The organism is Paraglaciecola sp., assembly GCF_030730205.1.
Lineage (GTDB): Bacteria > Pseudomonadota > Gammaproteobacteria > Enterobacterales > Alteromonadaceae > Paraglaciecola.
Genome location: NZ_JANQVQ010000242.1, coordinates 17,613 through 36,127 on the forward strand (window position 1 = coordinate 17,613; position 18,515 = coordinate 36,127).

General features: G+C 41.2%; 18 protein-coding genes. 11 read left to right on the plus strand and 7 right to left on the minus strand.

From position 1 onward, the window contains the following. Positions 1–11: 11 nt before the first annotated feature. A complete protein-coding gene (locus NWQ57_RS15985; RefSeq protein WP_306023179.1) occupies positions 12–650 on the minus strand; it encodes a hypothetical protein in 639 nt (212 codons plus the stop codon). A gap of 123 nt (positions 651–773) precedes the next feature. On the opposite strand from NWQ57_RS15985, the gene NWQ57_RS15990 reads away from it, so the two are divergent. Beyond that, positions 774–1,688, plus strand: a complete 915-nt coding sequence (locus NWQ57_RS15990) for a LysR family transcriptional regulator (RefSeq protein ID WP_306023162.1) — start codon at positions 774–776, stop codon at positions 1,686–1,688. 13 nt (positions 1,689–1,701) lie between these two features. After that, positions 1,702–2,115: a hypothetical protein gene (locus NWQ57_RS15995; RefSeq protein ID WP_306023163.1), complete on the plus strand. Its 414-nt coding sequence runs from the start codon at positions 1,702–1,704 to the stop codon at positions 2,113–2,115. Between the two features lie 26 nt (positions 2,116–2,141). On the opposite strand, the gene NWQ57_RS16000 is transcribed toward NWQ57_RS15995, so the two are convergent. The 6 genes from NWQ57_RS16000 to NWQ57_RS16025 all read right to left on the minus strand — a co-directional run bounded on the left by NWQ57_RS16000 (position 2,142) and on the right by NWQ57_RS16025 (position 8,126). After that, complete coding sequence (locus tag NWQ57_RS16000) at positions 2,142–2,627, minus strand: DUF2919 family protein (RefSeq protein ID WP_306023164.1); 486 nt, start codon at positions 2,625–2,627, stop codon at positions 2,142–2,144. 67 nt (positions 2,628–2,694) lie between these two features. Next, positions 2,695–4,506 (minus strand): GGDEF domain-containing protein, encoded by a 1,812-nt coding sequence (locus NWQ57_RS16005; RefSeq protein ID WP_306023165.1) that lies wholly within the window; start codon positions 4,504–4,506, stop codon positions 2,695–2,697. 315 nt (positions 4,507–4,821) lie between these two features. Then, on the minus strand, positions 4,822–6,531 hold the full coding sequence (gene ggt / locus NWQ57_RS16010) for a gamma-glutamyltransferase (RefSeq protein ID WP_306023166.1): 1,710 nt from the start codon (positions 6,529–6,531) through the stop codon (positions 4,822–4,824). 166 nt (positions 6,532–6,697) lie between these two features. Continuing rightward, entirely contained in the window at positions 6,698–7,240 is a 543-nt protein-coding gene (locus NWQ57_RS16015; RefSeq protein ID WP_306023167.1) for a DUF6817 domain-containing protein, read from the minus strand. 33 nt (positions 7,241–7,273) lie between these two features. Continuing rightward, positions 7,274–7,567: a GNAT family N-acetyltransferase gene (locus NWQ57_RS16020; RefSeq protein WP_306023168.1), complete on the minus strand. Its 294-nt coding sequence runs from the start codon at positions 7,565–7,567 to the stop codon at positions 7,274–7,276. Positions 7,568–7,721: 154 nt separating this feature from the next. After that, positions 7,722–8,126 carry a hypothetical protein gene (locus NWQ57_RS16025; protein ID WP_306023169.1) on the minus strand — a complete coding sequence of 135 codons (405 nt, stop codon included), beginning with the start codon at positions 8,124–8,126 and terminating at the stop codon, positions 7,722–7,724. A gap of 287 nt (positions 8,127–8,413) precedes the next feature. Here NWQ57_RS16025 and asnS point away from each other — a divergent pair, with 287 nt between their 5' ends. The 9 genes from asnS (at position 8,414) to NWQ57_RS16070 (ending at position 18,510) form a co-directional block, all read left to right on the plus strand. Continuing rightward, a complete protein-coding gene (gene asnS, locus NWQ57_RS16030) occupies positions 8,414–9,811 on the plus strand; it encodes an asparagine--tRNA ligase (protein ID WP_306023170.1) in 1,398 nt (465 codons plus the stop codon). 162 nt (positions 9,812–9,973) lie between these two features. Then, positions 9,974–11,143, plus strand: coding sequence for a paraquat-inducible protein A (locus tag NWQ57_RS16035; protein WP_306023171.1), 1,170 nt, complete (start codon positions 9,974–9,976; stop codon positions 11,141–11,143). Beyond that, complete coding sequence (pqiB, locus tag NWQ57_RS16040; RefSeq protein ID WP_306023172.1) at positions 11,136–12,839, plus strand: intermembrane transport protein PqiB; 1,704 nt, start codon at positions 11,136–11,138, stop codon at positions 12,837–12,839. Before NWQ57_RS16035 ends, pqiB begins: the two co-directional genes overlap by 8 nt. 1 nt (position 12,840) lies before the next feature. Further along, positions 12,841–13,422, plus strand: a complete 582-nt coding sequence (locus NWQ57_RS16045; RefSeq protein WP_306023173.1) for a membrane integrity-associated transporter subunit PqiC — start codon at positions 12,841–12,843, stop codon at positions 13,420–13,422. 18 nt (positions 13,423–13,440) lie between these two features. After that, positions 13,441–14,544 (plus strand): GGDEF domain-containing protein, encoded by a 1,104-nt coding sequence (locus tag NWQ57_RS16050; RefSeq protein WP_306023174.1) that lies wholly within the window; start codon positions 13,441–13,443, stop codon positions 14,542–14,544. Between the two features lie 32 nt (positions 14,545–14,576). After that, positions 14,577–16,382 (plus strand): ABC transporter ATP-binding protein/permease, encoded by a 1,806-nt coding sequence (locus tag NWQ57_RS16055; RefSeq protein WP_306023175.1) that lies wholly within the window; start codon positions 14,577–14,579, stop codon positions 16,380–16,382. Beyond that, positions 16,375–16,587 carry a DUF3820 family protein gene (locus NWQ57_RS16060; RefSeq protein WP_306023176.1) on the plus strand — a complete coding sequence of 71 codons (213 nt, stop codon included), beginning with the start codon at positions 16,375–16,377 and terminating at the stop codon, positions 16,585–16,587. The genes NWQ57_RS16055 and NWQ57_RS16060 overlap by 8 nt, the downstream gene beginning before the upstream one ends. Before the next feature lie 16 nt (positions 16,588–16,603). Continuing rightward, entirely contained in the window at positions 16,604–16,951 is a 348-nt protein-coding gene (locus NWQ57_RS16065; protein ID WP_306023177.1) for a hypothetical protein, read from the plus strand. A gap of 104 nt (positions 16,952–17,055) precedes the next feature. Then, complete coding sequence (locus NWQ57_RS16070; protein WP_306023178.1) at positions 17,056–18,510, plus strand: hypothetical protein; 1,455 nt, start codon at positions 17,056–17,058, stop codon at positions 18,508–18,510. Positions 18,511–18,515: the final 5 nt, after the last annotated feature.

Below are 18,515 nucleotides of genomic sequence, written 5' to 3' on the forward strand. Positions count from 1 at the left end.
GGACAAATTGATTATGGCGTTTTCTCATCCTTATATTTACGGATATCCAACACTACTGTGACGGCCAACCATAGCAATATCGCCCCTGCCAAAAGCCATGTATTTTCGGCCAACAACATGACTTCTTCACTTAACAAACTCGTCACAAAGATGAGCAGTAAGTAGTAAGGTAGGTTTAGCAAACCAGCTAATAAGACAACCTTCATACTCTGCCTCTGGCCGCCTTGAGAAAACATAAAAAATGCCAGCGAATTGATGTGTATCATGGCAATTAGTAAGGACTTTATTTTTAATTTTGCCGATGTTTGATTATATTTCGCTAGGCGGCGCCCTAGCAAAAAATTAAGCAAAGAGCCCACTGTTGCTGCAATGACCATTGCTAAGGTCAAAAATACAATGTCTTGCCATTGAGGTTTAGCCATCACCACTAGGACCACAGCAAAAAATTGACCAGGAAAATAAAAACCAACGTAGACAATCGATTCAAGTAAGATAATCAAACCGATGAGCAGGTAAAAATAATCACTAAATTGAGATTGCAGTTTTTCGAGTAAGGCTAAACCGGGCGGAATTATGTTGAATTCTATTAAAGCACTGAATAAAGCCAATATACATAGTGCAGATAAGGGTAACCACGATCGATAATTCATAATAGTCAGTATCATTATATTTCGTTGTACTACGAGTGAGGCGGATCTCAGATCACTCTGGCGTTGTTGCACACTTCAGGTCACAATAGCAAAAAGTTATTATTCGAAAAAATAGAAACAACTATGTATCGCGCAAAAACAACGATTGAGCAATGGCGAATTTTACAAGCAGTAGTTGACTACGGGGGTTATGCTCATGCGGCAGCAAAATTAAACAAAAGCCAATCCTCGCTTAATCATGCGGTTACAAAACTTCAAGACCAACTCGGCGTCGAACTACTTGAAGTAATCGGGCGTAAGGCACACTTAACTGAAGCTGGGGAGGTCATGCTAAGACGAGCCAGACTTCTCACGCAAAATATTCAAGAATTAGAAGAACTGGCGACCAACATTAATCAAAACTGGGAGCCTGAGATTACCTTAGCCGTAGAGCTCGCCTTTCCAAGAGAATATCTTTATCCTGCCTTAGTCGACTTTCACAAATATAGCCGTGGTAGTCGCCTTAAAATAATTAATACCGTGTTAACCGGCACCGAAGAAGCGATAACCGAAAAATGGGCTGATTTGGTTATTTCCGGCACCATTCCTCGCGGCTACTTAGGTGAGCCTCTTTGCCAACACTACTTTTATGCCGTTTGCCATCCAGAGCATGAGCTGGCTAAACTACCCCATCAAATAGATCCTCGAGAATTAGCTCAACACCTACAGTTAGTTATCAAAGATTCGGGTAAACTGCCGATAGAAAAACAGGGATGGCTAAAGTCAGAGCAGCGCTGGACGGTAAGTGACTTTGGCGCGGCAATTGATATCATGGCTCAAGGCATTGGTTTTTGCTGGCTTCCAGAATTCACCATCAGAGAAGCGCTTAGCCAAGGAAAATTAGTGAAATTAGCCATTAAAGGCAGTAGTTTTAGGGTGATCCCCTTTTATTTAGTTGTGCCAAGTGCTGACAAGATAGGACCAGGTACGGAAATGTTGTACCAGCAAATACTTGCTTTACGTCAGTGTCCTTCACAACTACCAGAACCACAAGCATAAAGGATAGATATACATGCAAATGAGCCAAGAAGAACTCACAGAACTTATGATTGATTGTGCGCAAAATGCCGTGATTACCACTCAAGAAGAATTTAAACTTGAACTAGACGGAAGCGATCAAAGTGTAGAGTTGGTCGATGAAGTCATACTAGGTTGGTTAGCTCGTTATCGAAATCAAGCCCTTGAAGAGAATGCTGTTTTTACACTGTGCAATATTTATGGCGCCTATGTTGGCGAAATTTTCCGCCATAAAATCGGTGGTAATTGGAATTACGATGTCAGTGATCCTGATGCACCCTATGTTGTGCTTGAATATGCTGGAAACACCTATGCTTTTGCTGGAATTTGCTATCAACGTTTGGTGAATGATAGTGATATTAGTATTAAGAGTTACTTTGAGCAGGCTGTGGCCAACAAGATGCAATAAGCCATTATAAGGCGAATGTTATGGCCCTATTCTATAGGGCTATTTGGTCTAGACCAGTCACTCACCAACAAACGTAAATGCCGGTCTTTAAACAGATAAAAGCCAATCATCACATTAATCAGAAACGACAATGCGATTGACCATGAAAACTGCCAATAAAGCGATTTAGCTAAAAAGTAGTGCAAGCCAATATCAAGGAAACAGCTGAGCAATAGCAAAGGCTTAATAAGTAGTAGTGGCCAGTATCTCTCATGCTTAGTCAATGACTCACGAAATGCCAGCAGCAGATAAGCACTAAACGCGGGAGCAGCAATCAACATTGCGAGGTATAAATAGCGTTTTTCAGGGTAGATCCAAGATAACAATTCAGAGCTATTTTGTTGCAGGATAAACGACAAGGCAAAAATAAACATACTGCGGCATAAAAACAATGCACACCAAGACAGTATAGCTGATGGCTTTACCCGACCAGCCTCATCGTAGTATTTCAACTCAAGTAGTAATCTTGCCAAAGTAATTTAAACCTTCAAGGTCAATAATGGGTTGCATACAATCACACCTTTGGGTGTTGACTCATCGTCACAAAGCCGATGCTCTCTTGTTGTAATGCGCAGACATTCGCATTTCTTCGAGCACCTGTTCGATGTCTTGCAATCCGTCCTGAGAAAGATACATGCTCATACTAGAATGAATATTCACTTTTTCACCGCTACCTGCATTGATAGCCATATCAGTCAGACTATTTTGAATTCGATCGAACAACACTCGAGCCGTTTCATCATCTATATTTTTTAAACACACGATAAAGCGGTCAGTCCCAAGTCGCCCTAACAAGTCTTTCTCACGAGTGACTTGATTTAAACATCCTGCCACCCGTTTTAATAAGGTATCAGCCGTTAAATAGCCAAACTGCGCATTAACTTCAGAAAAATTAGTCACGTCAAACACTGCAATAGCATTGACCTTGTCCCGCTGAACTGATCTTATTCGCTTGATAGCACCGAGTACTGATTGTTCATTACGTAAACCTGTAAGACTATCGGTCGCCAATTTACGCAAGTAATGTCGTCCTAGTGTCAAATAAAGCAAAAGAGCTATCACGGTTATTAGTAAACACACCAACACAATAGTTTGTATATTTTCTCGTTGAATTTTCGTGATATTCTCTTCTAACATATTGATTTTTGTGTACAAATTGGCAACACCAAGCACTTGACCAGACGCTTGTTGCTGATTTAACTTAGTGGTCAATTTATCTGCATAGCGTTGAAATACTTTTTCGGAAGCAGGAACATTACCTAGATATAAATTAGCCTCTACCAAAAAGCGCAGATAGTCTTTGTTGTTTGATAGGGCGTTTGATACTTGGGCGTCCTCAATTTCACGCGCGCTAAGATATTGTGTAATACAATCTCTATCGTCATCTATCATGCAAATGAAAGCCGAATACCATGCAAATAAATCGTCCATTTGTTTATTAGTCACCATAGGCAAAAAAGCTTGCCATTTAACTAAATTGACGCGCATTTGAGCATAGTCGGCAGTTAAATAGTAATACCGGCTTAATGAGTAATATAACCATGAATTGGTCAGGGGCGTATTGATTTTTTTATTCTCTTCGGCCAGTTTATCAATCATCAATTTAGCTTCATTAAAATTACCACTACCGATGTAAGCACTAATAAGACTCATCAAAGGCGCTACTTGGTTTTTTTCTTCATACACATCTAAGCCTATATCATAAGCTTTTTGGTATTGCTCTACAGCCAATACATTTTGACCAATTTTTCCAAACAGATACCCAATTTCATTATGAATATGTGCCACTTCCTCTTTATCGTTAGTTAACACATGGGATTCAAGGAGCGCAAATAGTTTACCAAGCCTTTCACCAATACTTTGCTTATTTCCACTGCATCCTGATAATTGCGCAATTTGAGAACTCAGTGTTATATCTTTAAAACTATCCTTCCCAAGCTCTTCAGCCTGTTTGTAATAAGCACAGCGTTTAGGATCATCTTGTGCCTCAAAAATATAACCCATTTGATAAATTGCGCTGGCATAGCTGTAAGACAACTTATCAATGGCAGGATCACGTATTATGTCTTCGAGCACGTTTTGAGCCTGTTCAAGCTGGCCTACACAAATCATTGATTGAGTTTTAATAACTTGTAAAGCAATTGATTGAGAATGAGTAGTTTTGATACTATTTAGAAAAGTATCGAGTTGTGGAAGAACCTCACTTTTCGGGCAATCATAGGTCTTAACTTGTGATTTTTTGATGAAGTCATCAATATCATCGGCCCTCACTATTTGATGAAATCCCCCTAAGACTAGCAACAAAGTAATACTGAAAGACCTCAATGCATTTTGTGGGATTTTTTCAAACATGAATAAAACAACCATACGTTTATAATTATTATTTTTACTAACTTTGTTAGTGCCTATTGCTACAGCGTTCTCGCTAAGACCGCAAGTATAGTTATTTATTGTTGTGTAATACCAATAAAAACATTACCCAGAGCAGTAAAATTAACATGTATTGAGGTGTTAGCTCCTTCACAGCCTCAAGTTAGGTGTGTCGAAAGCTTGTCATATGTCACGAAACAGTGAGCAGGCTCAAGGGCCGCAAACGCATTAAACAAGCAAGGCCCAGACGAACCTTGCGAGTCATTTAAAACAGCTAACCTAGTTAATTAAGCGTGTTTAAAAAACCATCGCTTTCCCGCGCCCGCTTGATTCAGAAGCAGCATCAATTTTACCATTTTGGTTGATGATTAACTGCAAGTCACCAAACCGGTTTTCATCCAACACATAACCCATTTTTTCTAACTCAGCAATTACCCTAGGATCTAGCCCTGGATGATAACGAATTTGATCTTTTGGTAACAACTGATGGTGAAAGCGAGGACGGTCGACGGACTCTTGCGCACTCATATTAAACACTAACGCATTGAGGATAGACTCATAGACCGAGCTAATAATAGTGGTTCCACCTGGTGAGCCCGTGACGAGGGCAACATCATTATTTTTTAAGACGATGGTAGGCGTCATAGAAGAAAGCATTCGCTTTTGCGGCTGTATTTCGTTAGCGCTGCCACCTATGGCACCAAACACATTGGCAACCCCAGGTTTCGCACTAAAATCATCCATTTCGTCATTCAATAAAAAGCCGGCCCCTTCAACGACCACAGAATTGCCAAAACCTAAATTAATTGTAGTGGTATTAGAAACCGCATTGCCCCAACTATCTATGATAGAAAAATGCGTGGTTTCTTCACTCTCCTTCAGACCTGGTTGAATACTTTCTGTTTCTGAGATGACATTGGGTACAATACCCATACTGCGTTTTTCCATATAACTGGGATCAATCAAACGAGTCAGGGGAACTTGAATAAAATCAGGGTCGCCTAAATACTCAGCTCTATCAGCAAAAACCCGTTTACCAATCTCGGCTAAAAGATGAATATAAGCACTTGAGTTGTGCACTAAGTTTGGGTGTTTTTTGGCTAATATTTCATACATTTCTAACCACTGAATAATCGCAACACCACCAGAGCTAGGCGGTGGCGCAGTGAGCAGTTGGTATTGCTGCCAATTTGCAATGATAGGTTTGCGCGCGATAGCCTCATACTGAGCCAGATCTTGTAAACTAATTAAGCCATTCTCTTTTTGCATGAAATCGCTGATTAACCTAGCAGTTTCACCTAAATAAAAGCCGTCTCGTCCCTTATCCCGAATCAAACGTAAAGTCGCTGCTAATTCGGCCTGTTTGAATATCTCGCCCGCTTTAGCTTTTTCAAAGTAAGTTTTAAAATTGACGTCAAAGCCCTGTTCAGCCAGACGTTTTATATGACGTTCAATATACCCGCCTAACTTCGGATGAACCACAAATCCATGCTCCGCCAATTCGACAGCGGGTTGAACTAACTCACTCCAAGGTAAAGAGCCGTGCTTTTGGTGGGCTAGCCACATGCCCGCCACGGTGCCAGGCACGCCGGATGCCAATACACCAATAAGTGATTGATTGGGGATCACCTCACCTTTTTCATCTAAATACATATCTCGATGCGCAGCTAAGGGCGCCTTTTCACGATAATCAATAAAGTCATTTAGGCCATCTTTATGAATCAACATAAATCCACCGCCACCAATATTACCGGCTTCAGGCAGTGTCACTGCCAATACAAATTGCGCAGCAATGGCGGCATCAACCGCATTACCGCCTTTATCCAAAATCGCTTTTGCGGCGTCAGCACTATAACTATCAGGCATTGCAACAGCCGATTGATGAGAACTAGCAGCTACTTTATGACTTTTTGTATCACTATTATCGGCACCACAGCCAATAATTAAGCAACACAAGCCCACTAAAATGAAGCCTTTATTTATTCTTTCGAGCGTTAAATTTAACATCTATTTTTCCTATTTAATTTTGCTCAAGGTTTGAGTCTTTGCTCATTCACTAACGTCAAATAAATCGCGTCGAAGGCCTAAAGCCTCGTGTTTTGAGCAATTGACTTCTTTCAACCACGTTATTATGGCTAACAATCATCTTTTAAACGCTAGGGCTAATGCCCCACTAAACGCGCTTAGGTATCTGATTGAGCCTATTTTTAGCCCCTCGACTTAAATAGGGGTGCATTTTTTCCTCCATTTGTTGTAAAAATGGGGTAATACAATCCAATTCCTTTTTTTGGTTGCTTAATTGCCCGAGCGCGACAGCTGTCGCTAACTCACATACTTGGCTCAACAAACGTTCATTAACTTGAGTATGTTGTTGCAAATATCGGTCATATATCGTGACATTTTTTTTATCTTTAGGCTCATCAAACAGGCGCTGATAATCGCAAACATGAAAATAATAAATTAGGATTTCAACTTCAGGACTAAGTAAACTCGCAAGGGCTGCTCTTTGCTCAGACAAATGATGTCTCGCTTCGTCATTGAGTTCGTCTAAAGGCGAGTGCGCTAAATGGTAGAGTCCGGCCTTTTGCAGCACTTCGTTTGCGGCCCACGCTTTCAGTAAACAACGAACATTGTCAAGCAGGTATATTTGCTTCGCATCGAAATGTTCAAAATCACCGGCGCCAAGTTGAATTAACTGAATAAATTTATCTAACATCTATACTCTGCCCTAATAAGCCATTATTTTCATTTAACCCAGTCGGTTTTTGTACACATCTGGTTGCCAAATTTCCATAAAAACACTTGGACTGCTGAGGCTGTTATAACCATATTGTTGATATAAACCATGAGCATCACTGGTAGCTAACAACATACGCCTCAAACCCTGTAAATCGGGATGACGATGTATTTCGTCCATCAGCCAAACACTTAAGCCTCGCCCTCGATGTTTTTCGACTACAAATACATCCGCTAAATAAGCAAAGGTAGCGTAATCAGTAATCACTCGAGCAAAACCAACTTGCTCTCCCGCCTCGGTAAACACACCAAAGCATAAGGAGTTTTTTTAAGGCTTTTTGTAAGGTGTTGAGCGGAATCCCTTTTGCCCAATATGAAGTGGCTAAAAATCCATGAATGGTTCTTATATTTTGCTCTTCAAACTGGTGGCTTATTCTGTATCCTGAAACCACATATTTTCCTTACTGACTATTTAGTTCAAAATATAAAATAACTAAACTACTCGCGGCAGCAAACATGAGTACATAGCCGTTGATTCCGTAATAGTCGTTTTCTCGTCTATTGCGTCTGCGCTTAATGATAAGAACCAGCAAACTGATCGCTACACAGATGATTAATAGGGCAACAAGGTAATGACTCAAAGCCGAAGACCACTCCTCTCGTCCTGTCACTCCCCAGAAAGCTTGAACACCTGAGATAAATTCTGGCCGAGCATAGTGAAACACAACTAAAGCAGCTAAGAAGACCAGCCAACCAATAACATTGATTGCCACCATGAATTTAAACAAGCGATCAGTCTCTCTAGGCTGTTTACGCCGATTCATCGCCTGTTTTTCACCCCTACGATCATTTTTTTGCTGTTGCATACCTTCTCTACTTCGATTTTTCTTGAGTCTGTGCGCTAGCTGAGTAAGATTACACACCTTGCTAACTTAGCCAAGTCAGTCGTTTAATTAAAACGCTCACTTACGTAATTTTACGGCCATTACTCGCCATCTGCGTTTTATGTTGGTTTCGGTAAGAGTACATCATCTTGATAGACGTTTTAAACTATCTGGTCAGCCTAGCAGGCTAACGCTTTAGCGATGAAAAAGCGTCATAGTAAATTGATATTAATAAATAGGGATTATCCCCACAGCTTGGAGAAGAAGAAATGGCGCACGCCTCGGTGGCAGATATATTTGCCGGTACATACGCAGTTGGCGAACATGTCACAGTAAAAGGATGGGTTAGAACTCGTCGTGATTCAAAAGCAGGCCTATCTTTTGTTGCCTTGCACGATGGAAGCTGTTTCGATCCCATTCAAGTTATTGCTTTGAATACTTTAGAAAATTATGCAGATATTCAACGCTTAACAACGAGTTGTTCTATTATCGCCAGCGGCGTTTTAAAAGCGTCTGAAGGACAAGGTCAAGCGCTAGAAATCGATGCAAATAGCATTGATATTATCGGCTGGGTAGAAAATCCAGATACGTATCCGATGGCGCCCAAAAGACACAGCATGGAATATTTGCGAGAGCATGCTCATTTGCGTCCACGAACCAATGTGATGGGCGCAGTAACCCGTGTTAGAAACTGTCTATCTCAAGCTATTCACCGTTTTTTTCACGAACGGGGTTACTGTTGGATAAGTACACCAATCCTCACCGCGAGTGATACCGAAGGTGCGGGTGAGATGTTCAGAGTATCGACTTTGGATATGATGAACTTACCCAAGACAGAGCAAGGCGAAATCGACTTCAGCCAAGACTTTTTTGGTAAAGAAACCTTTCTAACGGTTTCAGGTCAGTTAAACGTTGAAACTTATTGTACCGCCATGTCTAAGGTGTATACCTTTGGTCCCACTTTCAGAGCCGAAAACTCTAATACTTCAAGACACCTTGCAGAGTTTTGGATGATTGAGCCAGAAGTGGCCTTTGCTGAATTAGCCGATGTAGCTCAACTTGCTGAAGACATGCTTAAATATGTTTTCAAAGCTGTTCTTGCAGAGCGAGCCGATGATATGGCATTTTTTGCCGAGCGCATTAAACCCGATGCAGTGACTCGATTAGAGCAAGTTATTGAGCAAGATTTTGTGCGAATGGATTACACTGACGCTATCGAAATACTGCAAAATTGCGGTAAAAAATTCGAATTCCCGGTGTCTTGGGGGGTGGATTTATCTTCAGAACATGAGCGTTATCTAGCTGAAGAACATGTTGGCGCACCTATCATCATGCAAAATTATCCTAAAGATATTAAAGCCTTTTACATGCGCATTAATGACGATGGTAAAACAGTGGCGGCCATGGATATTCTTGCCCCAGGCATTGGTGAAATTATCGGTGGTTCACAGCGTGAGGAGCGTTTAGATGTATTTGATGCGCGCTTGGCAGAAATGGGCTTAAGCCAAGAAGATTACGCTTGGTATCGTGATTTACGTCGCTACGGTACAGTGCCTCATTCTGGTTTTGGTCTTGGCTTTGAACGTTTAGTGGCCTACGTGACTGGCATGCAAAACGTTAGAGACGTAATCCCCTTCCCTCGTACTCCAGGTAACGCTAATTACTAACAATTAGTCTTGTTTTAAAGCCACCGACAGGTGGCTTTTTCAGCATCACCTTTAGGTTTTTCTGTTTAATACATCAAACTTATAAAAGCACCACGCTTCCCTTGGCTTAGCTCAATGAATATTGGTAACATGATTATCAGGAAATCCTAATAAGAATTCAATGTGAGTGAACAACGATTATCAACATTGAGTCAATCTCAAACCTCAGCGTTTACTTCCATCACATGTCATGAATGTGGATATCATATTGATATTCCGCACTTGCCCAATAAACACAAAGCGATTTGCCCCCGTTGTGGTTATCGCCTCACGGCCTATCGTGAACATGCTACGCAATGGGTCTGTGCACTGGCGTTTTCAGCGTTAATATTTTTGTTCATAGCCCTGCCCTTCAAGTTTTTGTCTTTTAGCGCGGGAGGGCAAAGCCAACAAATAGATATACTAAGCAGTATCGAATTATTATTTGCCCAAGATTATGCAATTTTAGGCCTAATAATGGCCAGCGCCATTATTGTGCTACCTGCGTGTATTTTACTGTCACTACTCCTGATACTGGTGCCTTTGCAATTTGGCATTGTTTTACCCAAAGCATCCTATTTTGTGACCTTTATCTTTGCTATTTTACCGTGGGCAATGGCGGAAATATTTTTAGTTGGTGTGTTAGTTAGTCTCGTAAAAATAAGTTCACTTGCCGATGTGGGGATAGGTTTGTCGTTTTATGCCTTTTTGTTGTTCACTGTAGCAATGAGTGCGATGTTGCTTTTCCTAGATGAACACCAGTTACGAAGCGAAATACAAGGCAAACCCAATAGAGCTAAAAAATACAGTGATGCATCAAAAAGTATTCAAACCACTTGGGCCTTACTTCTGACAGCCATTCTATTGTACATTCCCGCCAACTTGCTCCCTATCATGGTTACCGATACTCTAGGCGACGAGCAACCCAGTACCATTATTGGTGGTGTAGTATTGTTATGGCAATCAGGCTCTTACCCCATTGCATTTATTATTTTTGTTGCCAGTGTACTGGTACCTGTGGCTAAAATAGTGATTTTATGTTGGCTAAACTTTAGCGTGCAATTTGCTCATCAAGACTTAACTATTCAGCGTATGAAATGGTATCGCTTCACCGAATTTATTGGTCGTTGGTCTATGATTGATGTATTTGTAGTGGCGGTGTTAGTCAGTTTAATTCAATTAGGAAACGTAATGAGTATTCATCCAGGGCACGCTGTAATCGCTTTTTGTGGCGTCGTCATTGTTACCATGCTGGCGGCCATGTCATTTGATACCCGCTTGATTTGGCAAAAGGACCCATCAGACAATGAGTGATCACTCAAACCTCGAAAACGATACTTCTACAAGGGAAGTGGCCGAAGTAAAACCAGTGAGGCGAGTTTCCAAGATTTGGTTTATTCCTTTGGTGGCGTTATTTATTGGTATGTGGATGGTTTACTATCAGTGGAGTAGCCAAGGGCCGCTAATTGTTATTTCATTTCCTAACGCGACCGGAATAGAAGCGGGTAAAACCAAAATTAAAACCCGCAGCGTTGACATCGGTGTAGTCAAAAAAATAGAACTCGCTGACGACCTGCAAGGCGTATTAGTCACTGCCAGAATGAACGCCAATGTGGCGTCCTTATTACATAAAGACAGTCAGTTTTGGATTGTATCCCCGCGTATCTCACTTAATGGAATATCTGGTTTAGGCACAATTATGTCAGGGCCTTATATTAATATGGCGCCTGGCGAAGAGCAGGAAAAAAGTACCCACTTTTCCGCCTTATCAGCACCACCTGTCACTCCAGCTGGCACACCGGGCTTGCACATCACCCTTAATAGTAACGCAGAATTTGCCTATAAAGAGGGCGACCCAGTTATTTATAAAGGCTTAAAAGTCGGTGAAATCGAAGACACTTATTTTAATTTTGAAGAACGAGTTGTGTATTACAACACCTTTATTAACGCGCCTTACCACAAGCTTATCACTGAAAATACGAAGTTTTGGGATACCAGTGGCATATCAGTACAGTTAAACGCAGGGGGGGTGAAGTTTGACACTGGCAGCTTAGAAAGTTTACTCACTAACGGGGTCACCTTTGGTGTGCCAGAAGGGATCCCGTCTGGAGATATTATTTCAAAACGCACTAATTTTGATATTCATAGTAATTACGATGAGGCCTCGGAGCAGCGTTACAAGTTAAGTGTCGAGTTTGTGATTTTAGTTAAAGATACCGTGCGCGGATTACATGTCGGTGCCCCCGTTGAATATCGGGGTTTAGAAATCGGTAAAGTATTAGCCATCAATCCTCCTGAGTTAAATAAAGCCTATTTATTAGAAGAGAGCTTCGATATCCCGGTCATTATCGGTATCCAGCCTGGTCGAGTGCAGCAATCCGACGATCAAAGGGGTTTAGATTATGTAAAGAAACAGACCTTAGTGTGGGTGTCTGAAGGACTGCGCGCCAGCCTAAAAATGGGCAATTTTTTAACAGGCGCCTTATTTGTTGACTTGCAGCACTATCCAGATGAAAAACCATCTAAAATAAGTACCTTACTCAACTACGATGTTATTCCCACGGTGAGTAATGAATTTGCCCAAATCACCGCAAAAATATCGGCTGTACTGGATAATATCAATCAAATAAAACTGCAAAATATTGCTGATAACACCAATACAATGTTACTCAACATGACCCAAACCGCAGAATCACTGAAAAAGACCAGCGAAAATTTTGACCATTTGGTGTCTAGTTTTCAAGGCGAGAAACTAAATAGTCAATTAGCTGAGACCTTAAATAGTTTGAGTCAGTTGACTAAAGACTTCTCTGCGGGTTCAGAGAACTACCAAGAAGTGAATCAAACCCTGCGCACTATTCAAAATACCTTAAATGATATGCAACCACTCTTATTGCAATTAAATAACAAACCCAACAGTTTAATTTTTGGTGACGGAATAGAAGAGCAACGATTGGAGCCCAAGGCGGCCAAACGTGACCAAGCACCTTCACCCACAGGAAACAATTAATATGCGCCAAATGACAATTTTACTGTTCATTTTTAGCCTCATTGCCTGCAGTGCGCCAGTCAATAAAGTAAATTATTATATGCTTTATGTCCCAACTAATGTGTCAGCCCCATCTAGCCAAGCAAATAAAAGTATCAAGGTGAGACTGAACAAAATTGTGTTGGCGGACTACCTCAAGCAATCAGGCTTGAGCATGCAAATCAATCAAAACCAAATGTATTTTTCTCGACATGATTTGTGGGCCGAATCATTAGAGGCAGCCATCGCTAAGGTACTGTTGATTGACCTTAATAAAAGCGAGCACATGCAAATTATTGGATACAACTCGCCTTTATTAGAACAAAATATGATGGAACTAAATGTACAAATTGATCATTTTTATCCAACTGATCGTTCTACAGTGCTGGTCAGTGGTGCGTTTTGGATTACATCTGCCAAGGCAGAAAAGGAGTTAGAGCAGCCTTTTTTCTTCCAGCTTCCCCTTAGTAAAGATGGCTTTACTCATGCGGTTGAGCAACAAAGAGCCCTGTTACAACTTGTTGCTCAGCAAATTCAACAAGAACTCAGCACACTCGATATTTAAAAGAGAATCTCGTCAATAATGAAGTTAGAGCAGCTCATCAGAAATTACCTGAATACCGGTACCAATAGGAATAACGATCCTGAAAAAAACCAACAAATTCTTGTTGCCAACTTATTTGGTTTTATTGGTTATACCTTAACCTTGATCATGGGCTTAGCCGCCGTGATTCGGCAAGACAACCTGCTCGCTACTGTTTTATTGATTGCCTCTACATTGTTTTTCACATCTCGCCTAATATTGGTCAATAAACGTTTAAAAAATGCCTATCGAGTATCTGGCAGTTTAGTCACTATTTCTTTGATGCTTTTGATGGTGTATTTAATTTACGCTGGGGGAGTGCATGGAACCGGTCCCTTATGGATTTATATTGTTCCACCCGTAGCGTTATTTTTTGGTGGTCTACGTAAAGGTACCCGAAGCATTGGTCTGTTTATTTTAGCAATTAGTTTTATGTTGTTTTATCCAAACAATGCGTTGTTAGCGGCAAGTTATAGTTTTGAGTTTAAGTCGCGCCTACTCTACTCATTTCTCACCGTAAGCCTCCTTTTTGCTTTTTACGAATATTCTCGTCAAAAATCCTACAAGCAAAGTTTACAAATTAGCCGCAAGTTCGAAAACCAGGCTCGAGTTGATTTGCTTTCTGGTTTACTTAACCGAAGAGGTATGTCGGAGGTATTAGAGGCTGAATTTTCGCGCGCTATTCGCCATAAAAAAGAATTAAGTTTAATCATGTGTGACATTGATCATTTTAAAATAATCAACGACCAATCTGGACATCAAATTGGTGACCAAGTTATTGAACAAATAGCGCAAACGTTCAAAACGGCGCTACGCCAACATGATAATGTGGCGCGTTGGGGAGGTGAGGAATATCTATTTTTGTTGCCTGAAACCAACGAGCAGCAAGCGTTTATTATTGCCGAAAAACTGCGTACCACCATCGCAGAAAAACACTTTTACGACAACGGTCGGCCCTTCAACGTCACTGTTAGCATGGGTGTTTATCAGGTCAACCAAAGTGACTCTATCAACCATGCGATAACCCTCGCAGATAAAGGGCTTTATCTAGCAAAAAATTCTGGTCGAAACCGCAGCGTCATCCACGTAGAACAATCCGTTTAACGCTATATAGTGATTACACTCATAAGGTAAAAATGTCCTCAAGACACAGCAGAAACTTTAACGAAGGGCCCATCAACTGGCGTATATTTAAACAGCTATGGCCTTATTTGTTAGAATTTAGACAACGAGTAGCGCTTGCCCTGCTGTGCTTAGTAGGAGCCAAAGTCGCCAGTATCGGTTTACCTTTTGTGTTGAAGCATACGGTTGACGCACTCAATACCCCGAGCGTTCAACAAGAGTTGATTTTGGTGCCCTTTGCTTTAGTTGTTGCATACGGAGTATTCAGGCTCATAAACGTGTTACTAGGTGAAGTGCGTGATACCTTATTTGGCCGTGTGACAGAGCGCGCAATGCGGCGACTCGGGCTGCAGGTATTTGAGCATTTACACCGCCTAGATTTAGATTTTCATTTAAATAGACAAACGGGTGGGCTTTCCAGAGACATGGAGCGCGGCACCAGCGGCATCAGTTTTTTAATGCGCTTTTTAGTGTTTAATATAGTGCCTACCCTGCTAGAAATTATCATTGTTATCGGTGTCCTGTTTTATAACTATGGGATCAGCTTTGCACTCATTATCTTAGTTTCGGTGATTGTCTACATAGGTTTCTCCTTTAAAGTGACTGATTGGCGCACACAATACGTGCGCCAAGCGAATCAAGCTGACTCTCAGAGCAGTTCGAGAGCCATTGATAGCCTACTTAATTACGAAACCGTAAAGTATTTTAATAATGAGCATTATGAAACAAGCCGCTACGACAGCGATTTAGAGAATTGGGAAAGGGCTCGGCGAAAAAACCGCTTGTCGTTATTTGCGCTAAACGGTGGACAAGCAACAATTATTGCACTGGCGATGACCAGTATGATGGCCATGGCGGCATATCAAGTAGCCCACAAGCAAATGACTATCGGTGATTTTGTATTGATTAACGCCTTCACCATGCAAATTTTTATGCCCCTAAATTTCCTAGGTTTTGTTTATCGTGAAATCCGGAGTTCGTTAGCGAACATAGAAAACCTGTTCGATTTACTGGCCAAAGTGCCGCATATAAGCGAACCGACAACGGCACCGCACTTAAACGTCTCGGCGGGTAAAATCGAGTTTAAACAGATTAGCTTCCACTACCATGAGGACAGAGCGATACTCAAACAGGTGAGCTTTGACATCAAACCCGGTCAAAAAGTCGCAGTGGTGGGTGAAAGCGGTGCGGGTAAATCAACCTTAGTTAAATTACTCTTTCGATTTTACGATGTTAAAAGTGGTGGGATTTACATTGATGGACAAAATATCAAAAACGTTAACCAGCATTCTTTGCGCCAAAGTATCGGGATCGTGCCGCAAGATACTGTGTTATTTAATGATAGTATTTTTGAAAACATCCGCTATGGACGGCCAGAAGCAAGTAATGAAGAAGTACAGGAAGCCATTAAACTAGCGCATTTACAGACTTTTATTCAATCGCTGCCTCTTGGCACAGAGACCCAAGTGGGCGAACGAGGGTTAAAGCTTTCTGGTGGCGAAAAACAGCGAGTTGCTATTGCACGTACCATACTCAAGCGCCCCCCCATTTTAGTATTTGATGAAGCCACATCATCACTAGATAGCCAATCTGAACAATCGATTTTACAAGCATTACGAGAAATAGCTGATGGTCATACAAGCCTGGTGATTGCTCACCGCCTGTCTACTATCATCGATGCTGACAACATTGTCGTGATGCACAAGGGCGGCATTATAGAACAAGGGACGCATTCCGAGTTACTGGCCCATGGAGGGCGCTACGCTCACTTGTGGAATACCCAACAAAATAGCAGTAAAACAGAGGCTAAAGATGGATAATGAAGCACTGATTGAAGCCATTAATCAAACCATGCCGTTTGGCAAATATGCAGGACGAAAGTTACTTAATTTACCTGAACCTTATCTCGTCTGGTTTCAAAAACAAGGATTTCCCGCAGGTAAATTAGGTCAACAATTAGCATTAATGTATGAGGTCAAGCTCAACGGACTCGAGTCTATGTTAGCGCCTTTACTGCGCGAATAAGCGAGGTATGTGACCAATGAGAGCAAGACGCCCCTTACGCAGAGGAAGTATTACTCATTCCTTTGTTGATCAACAAATCAGTATTTTGCACAAGGCGATGGCAGAAAAAATAGTCGACAATCCAAGCCTAGTCGAACAAGTAAAGGTCACCCTTGAAGAACGATTAGAAAATGGCACGTTGCGCTACGGCGCATTTTTAACTTGGCAGTGTATTTTAGAGCAAGTAAACGACAAAGACACCTTTGTGGCAGCAGTATTAGAAGATTCACCTCTTATGAAAAAATATCGACGAAAGACCCCTTTCGTGGGGATATTAAGTGAAGAAGAACGCCAACAAGCACTGCTGTCTTTAGAAACAAATTAAAAAAATCGACATCATTGTAACTGCCCCGCTCCCTCGGTAGCTTCTCATCCAAAACTGTACTATGGTGATGTTCTGAATTGACTTGGTGGATAAGTAACGTTTTCATGCACGGCGAAATAGCTGAATCAAGCTACACCCAAGAAATAACAAACCTAGTCAAACGCATAGTGAATCGCAGCTCACTGCAAACGTCACTGTATGAACAAGCATCACACTATTTCCAACACTATCAAACCAACAAGGAAAATCTAGAAAAACTGAGCTTAAGTGTGCAAGCGAGTCAAACAGCACTTGCACAGGGTAACTTTACCAATAGACAAAAACTCAGCACTGAACTTGAGGCAGCACAGGCTTTACTTTTACAAGAACAGCAAAAACAAAAACAAGAGAAACAAAAGCGTTATGACAGTTTATATCATACCAGTGAATCGCTAGTTTTATTAAGCGAAGCCAGTGACCAGCAAGAAACCCTGACCAACAGCGCTAAGCTACTCGGTACACTACTATTATTGTCGCCTCACGAGGGCAGTAAGTTGGCCATTCAACATCAAAAGTTAAAGCCTGTTTACAAGGCTGTTCTGGCTCTTCGTTTGTTAGATAAGTTATTGGTCGATAACCACATTGCGACTAATTACATTTTACAAAAACAGGCATTAGGACAACGGTACAGCGCGACTGGCTTACAATTAAGTCAATTTCAACATGACGTTTGTATACCGATTGTTATTGCGGCGCTGATACAAGATATCGGACTACAACATCCGCAAGCTCAGCACATATTAAAAGGAGAAAACGGCGATTTGGATGAATTTCGTGTACTTAAAAATGAAGAGCGATTGTCGTTGTTAAAAATCAATTATCAACAAACCCTCGATTATTTGGTGCATGGTATTGGGCTGGGCAACTATAACGGCAATTCTAAAGAGGAAAAAAGTCAATTTGATACCACAGAAATACATCGACAGAAATTTATCACCATTCTGCTAAATGACTCCATAAAACCCAAACAAGTTGAAGGGCACTTATTAAAAATTCCACAAATTTATGCCTCTGTGATATTTTCAACCAAACCAGATCCAAGCTTGGCAAATCTCCCTAAGGCAACACTCGTATTAGAAAAAGCAGCAGAAATAAAGTCTATTTCAGCCCAATACACCAAAAGCTTTATTCAAATGGTTGGCCATTTTCCACAAGGATTTGGTGTAACTTATATACCTAAAGATGACGATGGTCACGATTTAGACCGCTACGAATACGCCATTGTATGCGCACTTAACCCTAAAAATTCTTTTGCCCCGATTTGCCGCACTGCGACACGGCATTTAACCTTTAATTCAGCGGGGAAAATGCTCGTTGTACCGGTGAGTAATAATCTCTATTTTGCCACAACCCGGAAAAAGTTTGCCAAAATCAGCCCTAATCGTTTAAATGAAATATTAAGCCAACTCTGTTCAAACTTTGAAGAGCGTAAAAACTTGGAACTCATCCCAAGTCACTGGAACCCTTACACTTATTTTGGCTATAAAAAATTCCAGAATTTATGGAAGAAAGCGAATTGAAACAT

Bases quoted from the DNA above. Each gene is read 5' to 3' on its own strand.
- NWQ57_RS15985 (WP_306023179.1), bottom strand. From the start codon at position 650: ATGAATTATCGATCGTGGTTACCCTTATCTGCACTATGTATATTGGCT.
- NWQ57_RS15990 (WP_306023162.1), top strand. From the start codon at position 774: ATGTATCGCGCAAAAACAACGATTGAGCAATGGCGAATTTTACAAGCA.
- NWQ57_RS15995 (WP_306023163.1), top strand. From the start codon at position 1,702: ATGCAAATGAGCCAAGAAGAACTCACAGAACTTATGATTGATTGTGCG.
- NWQ57_RS16005 (WP_306023165.1), bottom strand. From the start codon at position 4,506: ATGTTTGAAAAAATCCCACAAAATGCATTGAGGTCTTTCAGTATTACT.
- ggt (WP_306023166.1), bottom strand. From the start codon at position 6,531: ATGTTAAATTTAACGCTCGAAAGAATAAATAAAGGCTTCATTTTAGTG.
- NWQ57_RS16015 (WP_306023167.1), bottom strand. From the start codon at position 7,240: ATGTTAGATAAATTTATTCAGTTAATTCAACTTGGCGCCGGTGATTTT.
- NWQ57_RS16025 (WP_306023169.1), bottom strand. From the start codon at position 8,126: ATGCAACAGCAAAAAAATGATCGTAGGGGTGAAAAACAGGCGATGAAT.
- asnS (WP_306023170.1), top strand. From the start codon at position 8,414: ATGGCGCACGCCTCGGTGGCAGATATATTTGCCGGTACATACGCAGTT.
- pqiB (WP_306023172.1), top strand. From the start codon at position 11,136: ATGAGTGATCACTCAAACCTCGAAAACGATACTTCTACAAGGGAAGTG.
- NWQ57_RS16045 (WP_306023173.1), top strand. From the start codon at position 12,841: ATGCGCCAAATGACAATTTTACTGTTCATTTTTAGCCTCATTGCCTGC.
- NWQ57_RS16050 (WP_306023174.1), top strand. From the start codon at position 13,441: ATGAAGTTAGAGCAGCTCATCAGAAATTACCTGAATACCGGTACCAAT.
- NWQ57_RS16055 (WP_306023175.1), top strand. From the start codon at position 14,577: ATGTCCTCAAGACACAGCAGAAACTTTAACGAAGGGCCCATCAACTGG.
- NWQ57_RS16060 (WP_306023176.1), top strand. From the start codon at position 16,375: ATGGATAATGAAGCACTGATTGAAGCCATTAATCAAACCATGCCGTTT.
- NWQ57_RS16065 (WP_306023177.1), top strand. From the start codon at position 16,604: ATGAGAGCAAGACGCCCCTTACGCAGAGGAAGTATTACTCATTCCTTT.
- NWQ57_RS16070 (WP_306023178.1), top strand. From the start codon at position 17,056: ATGCACGGCGAAATAGCTGAATCAAGCTACACCCAAGAAATAACAAAC.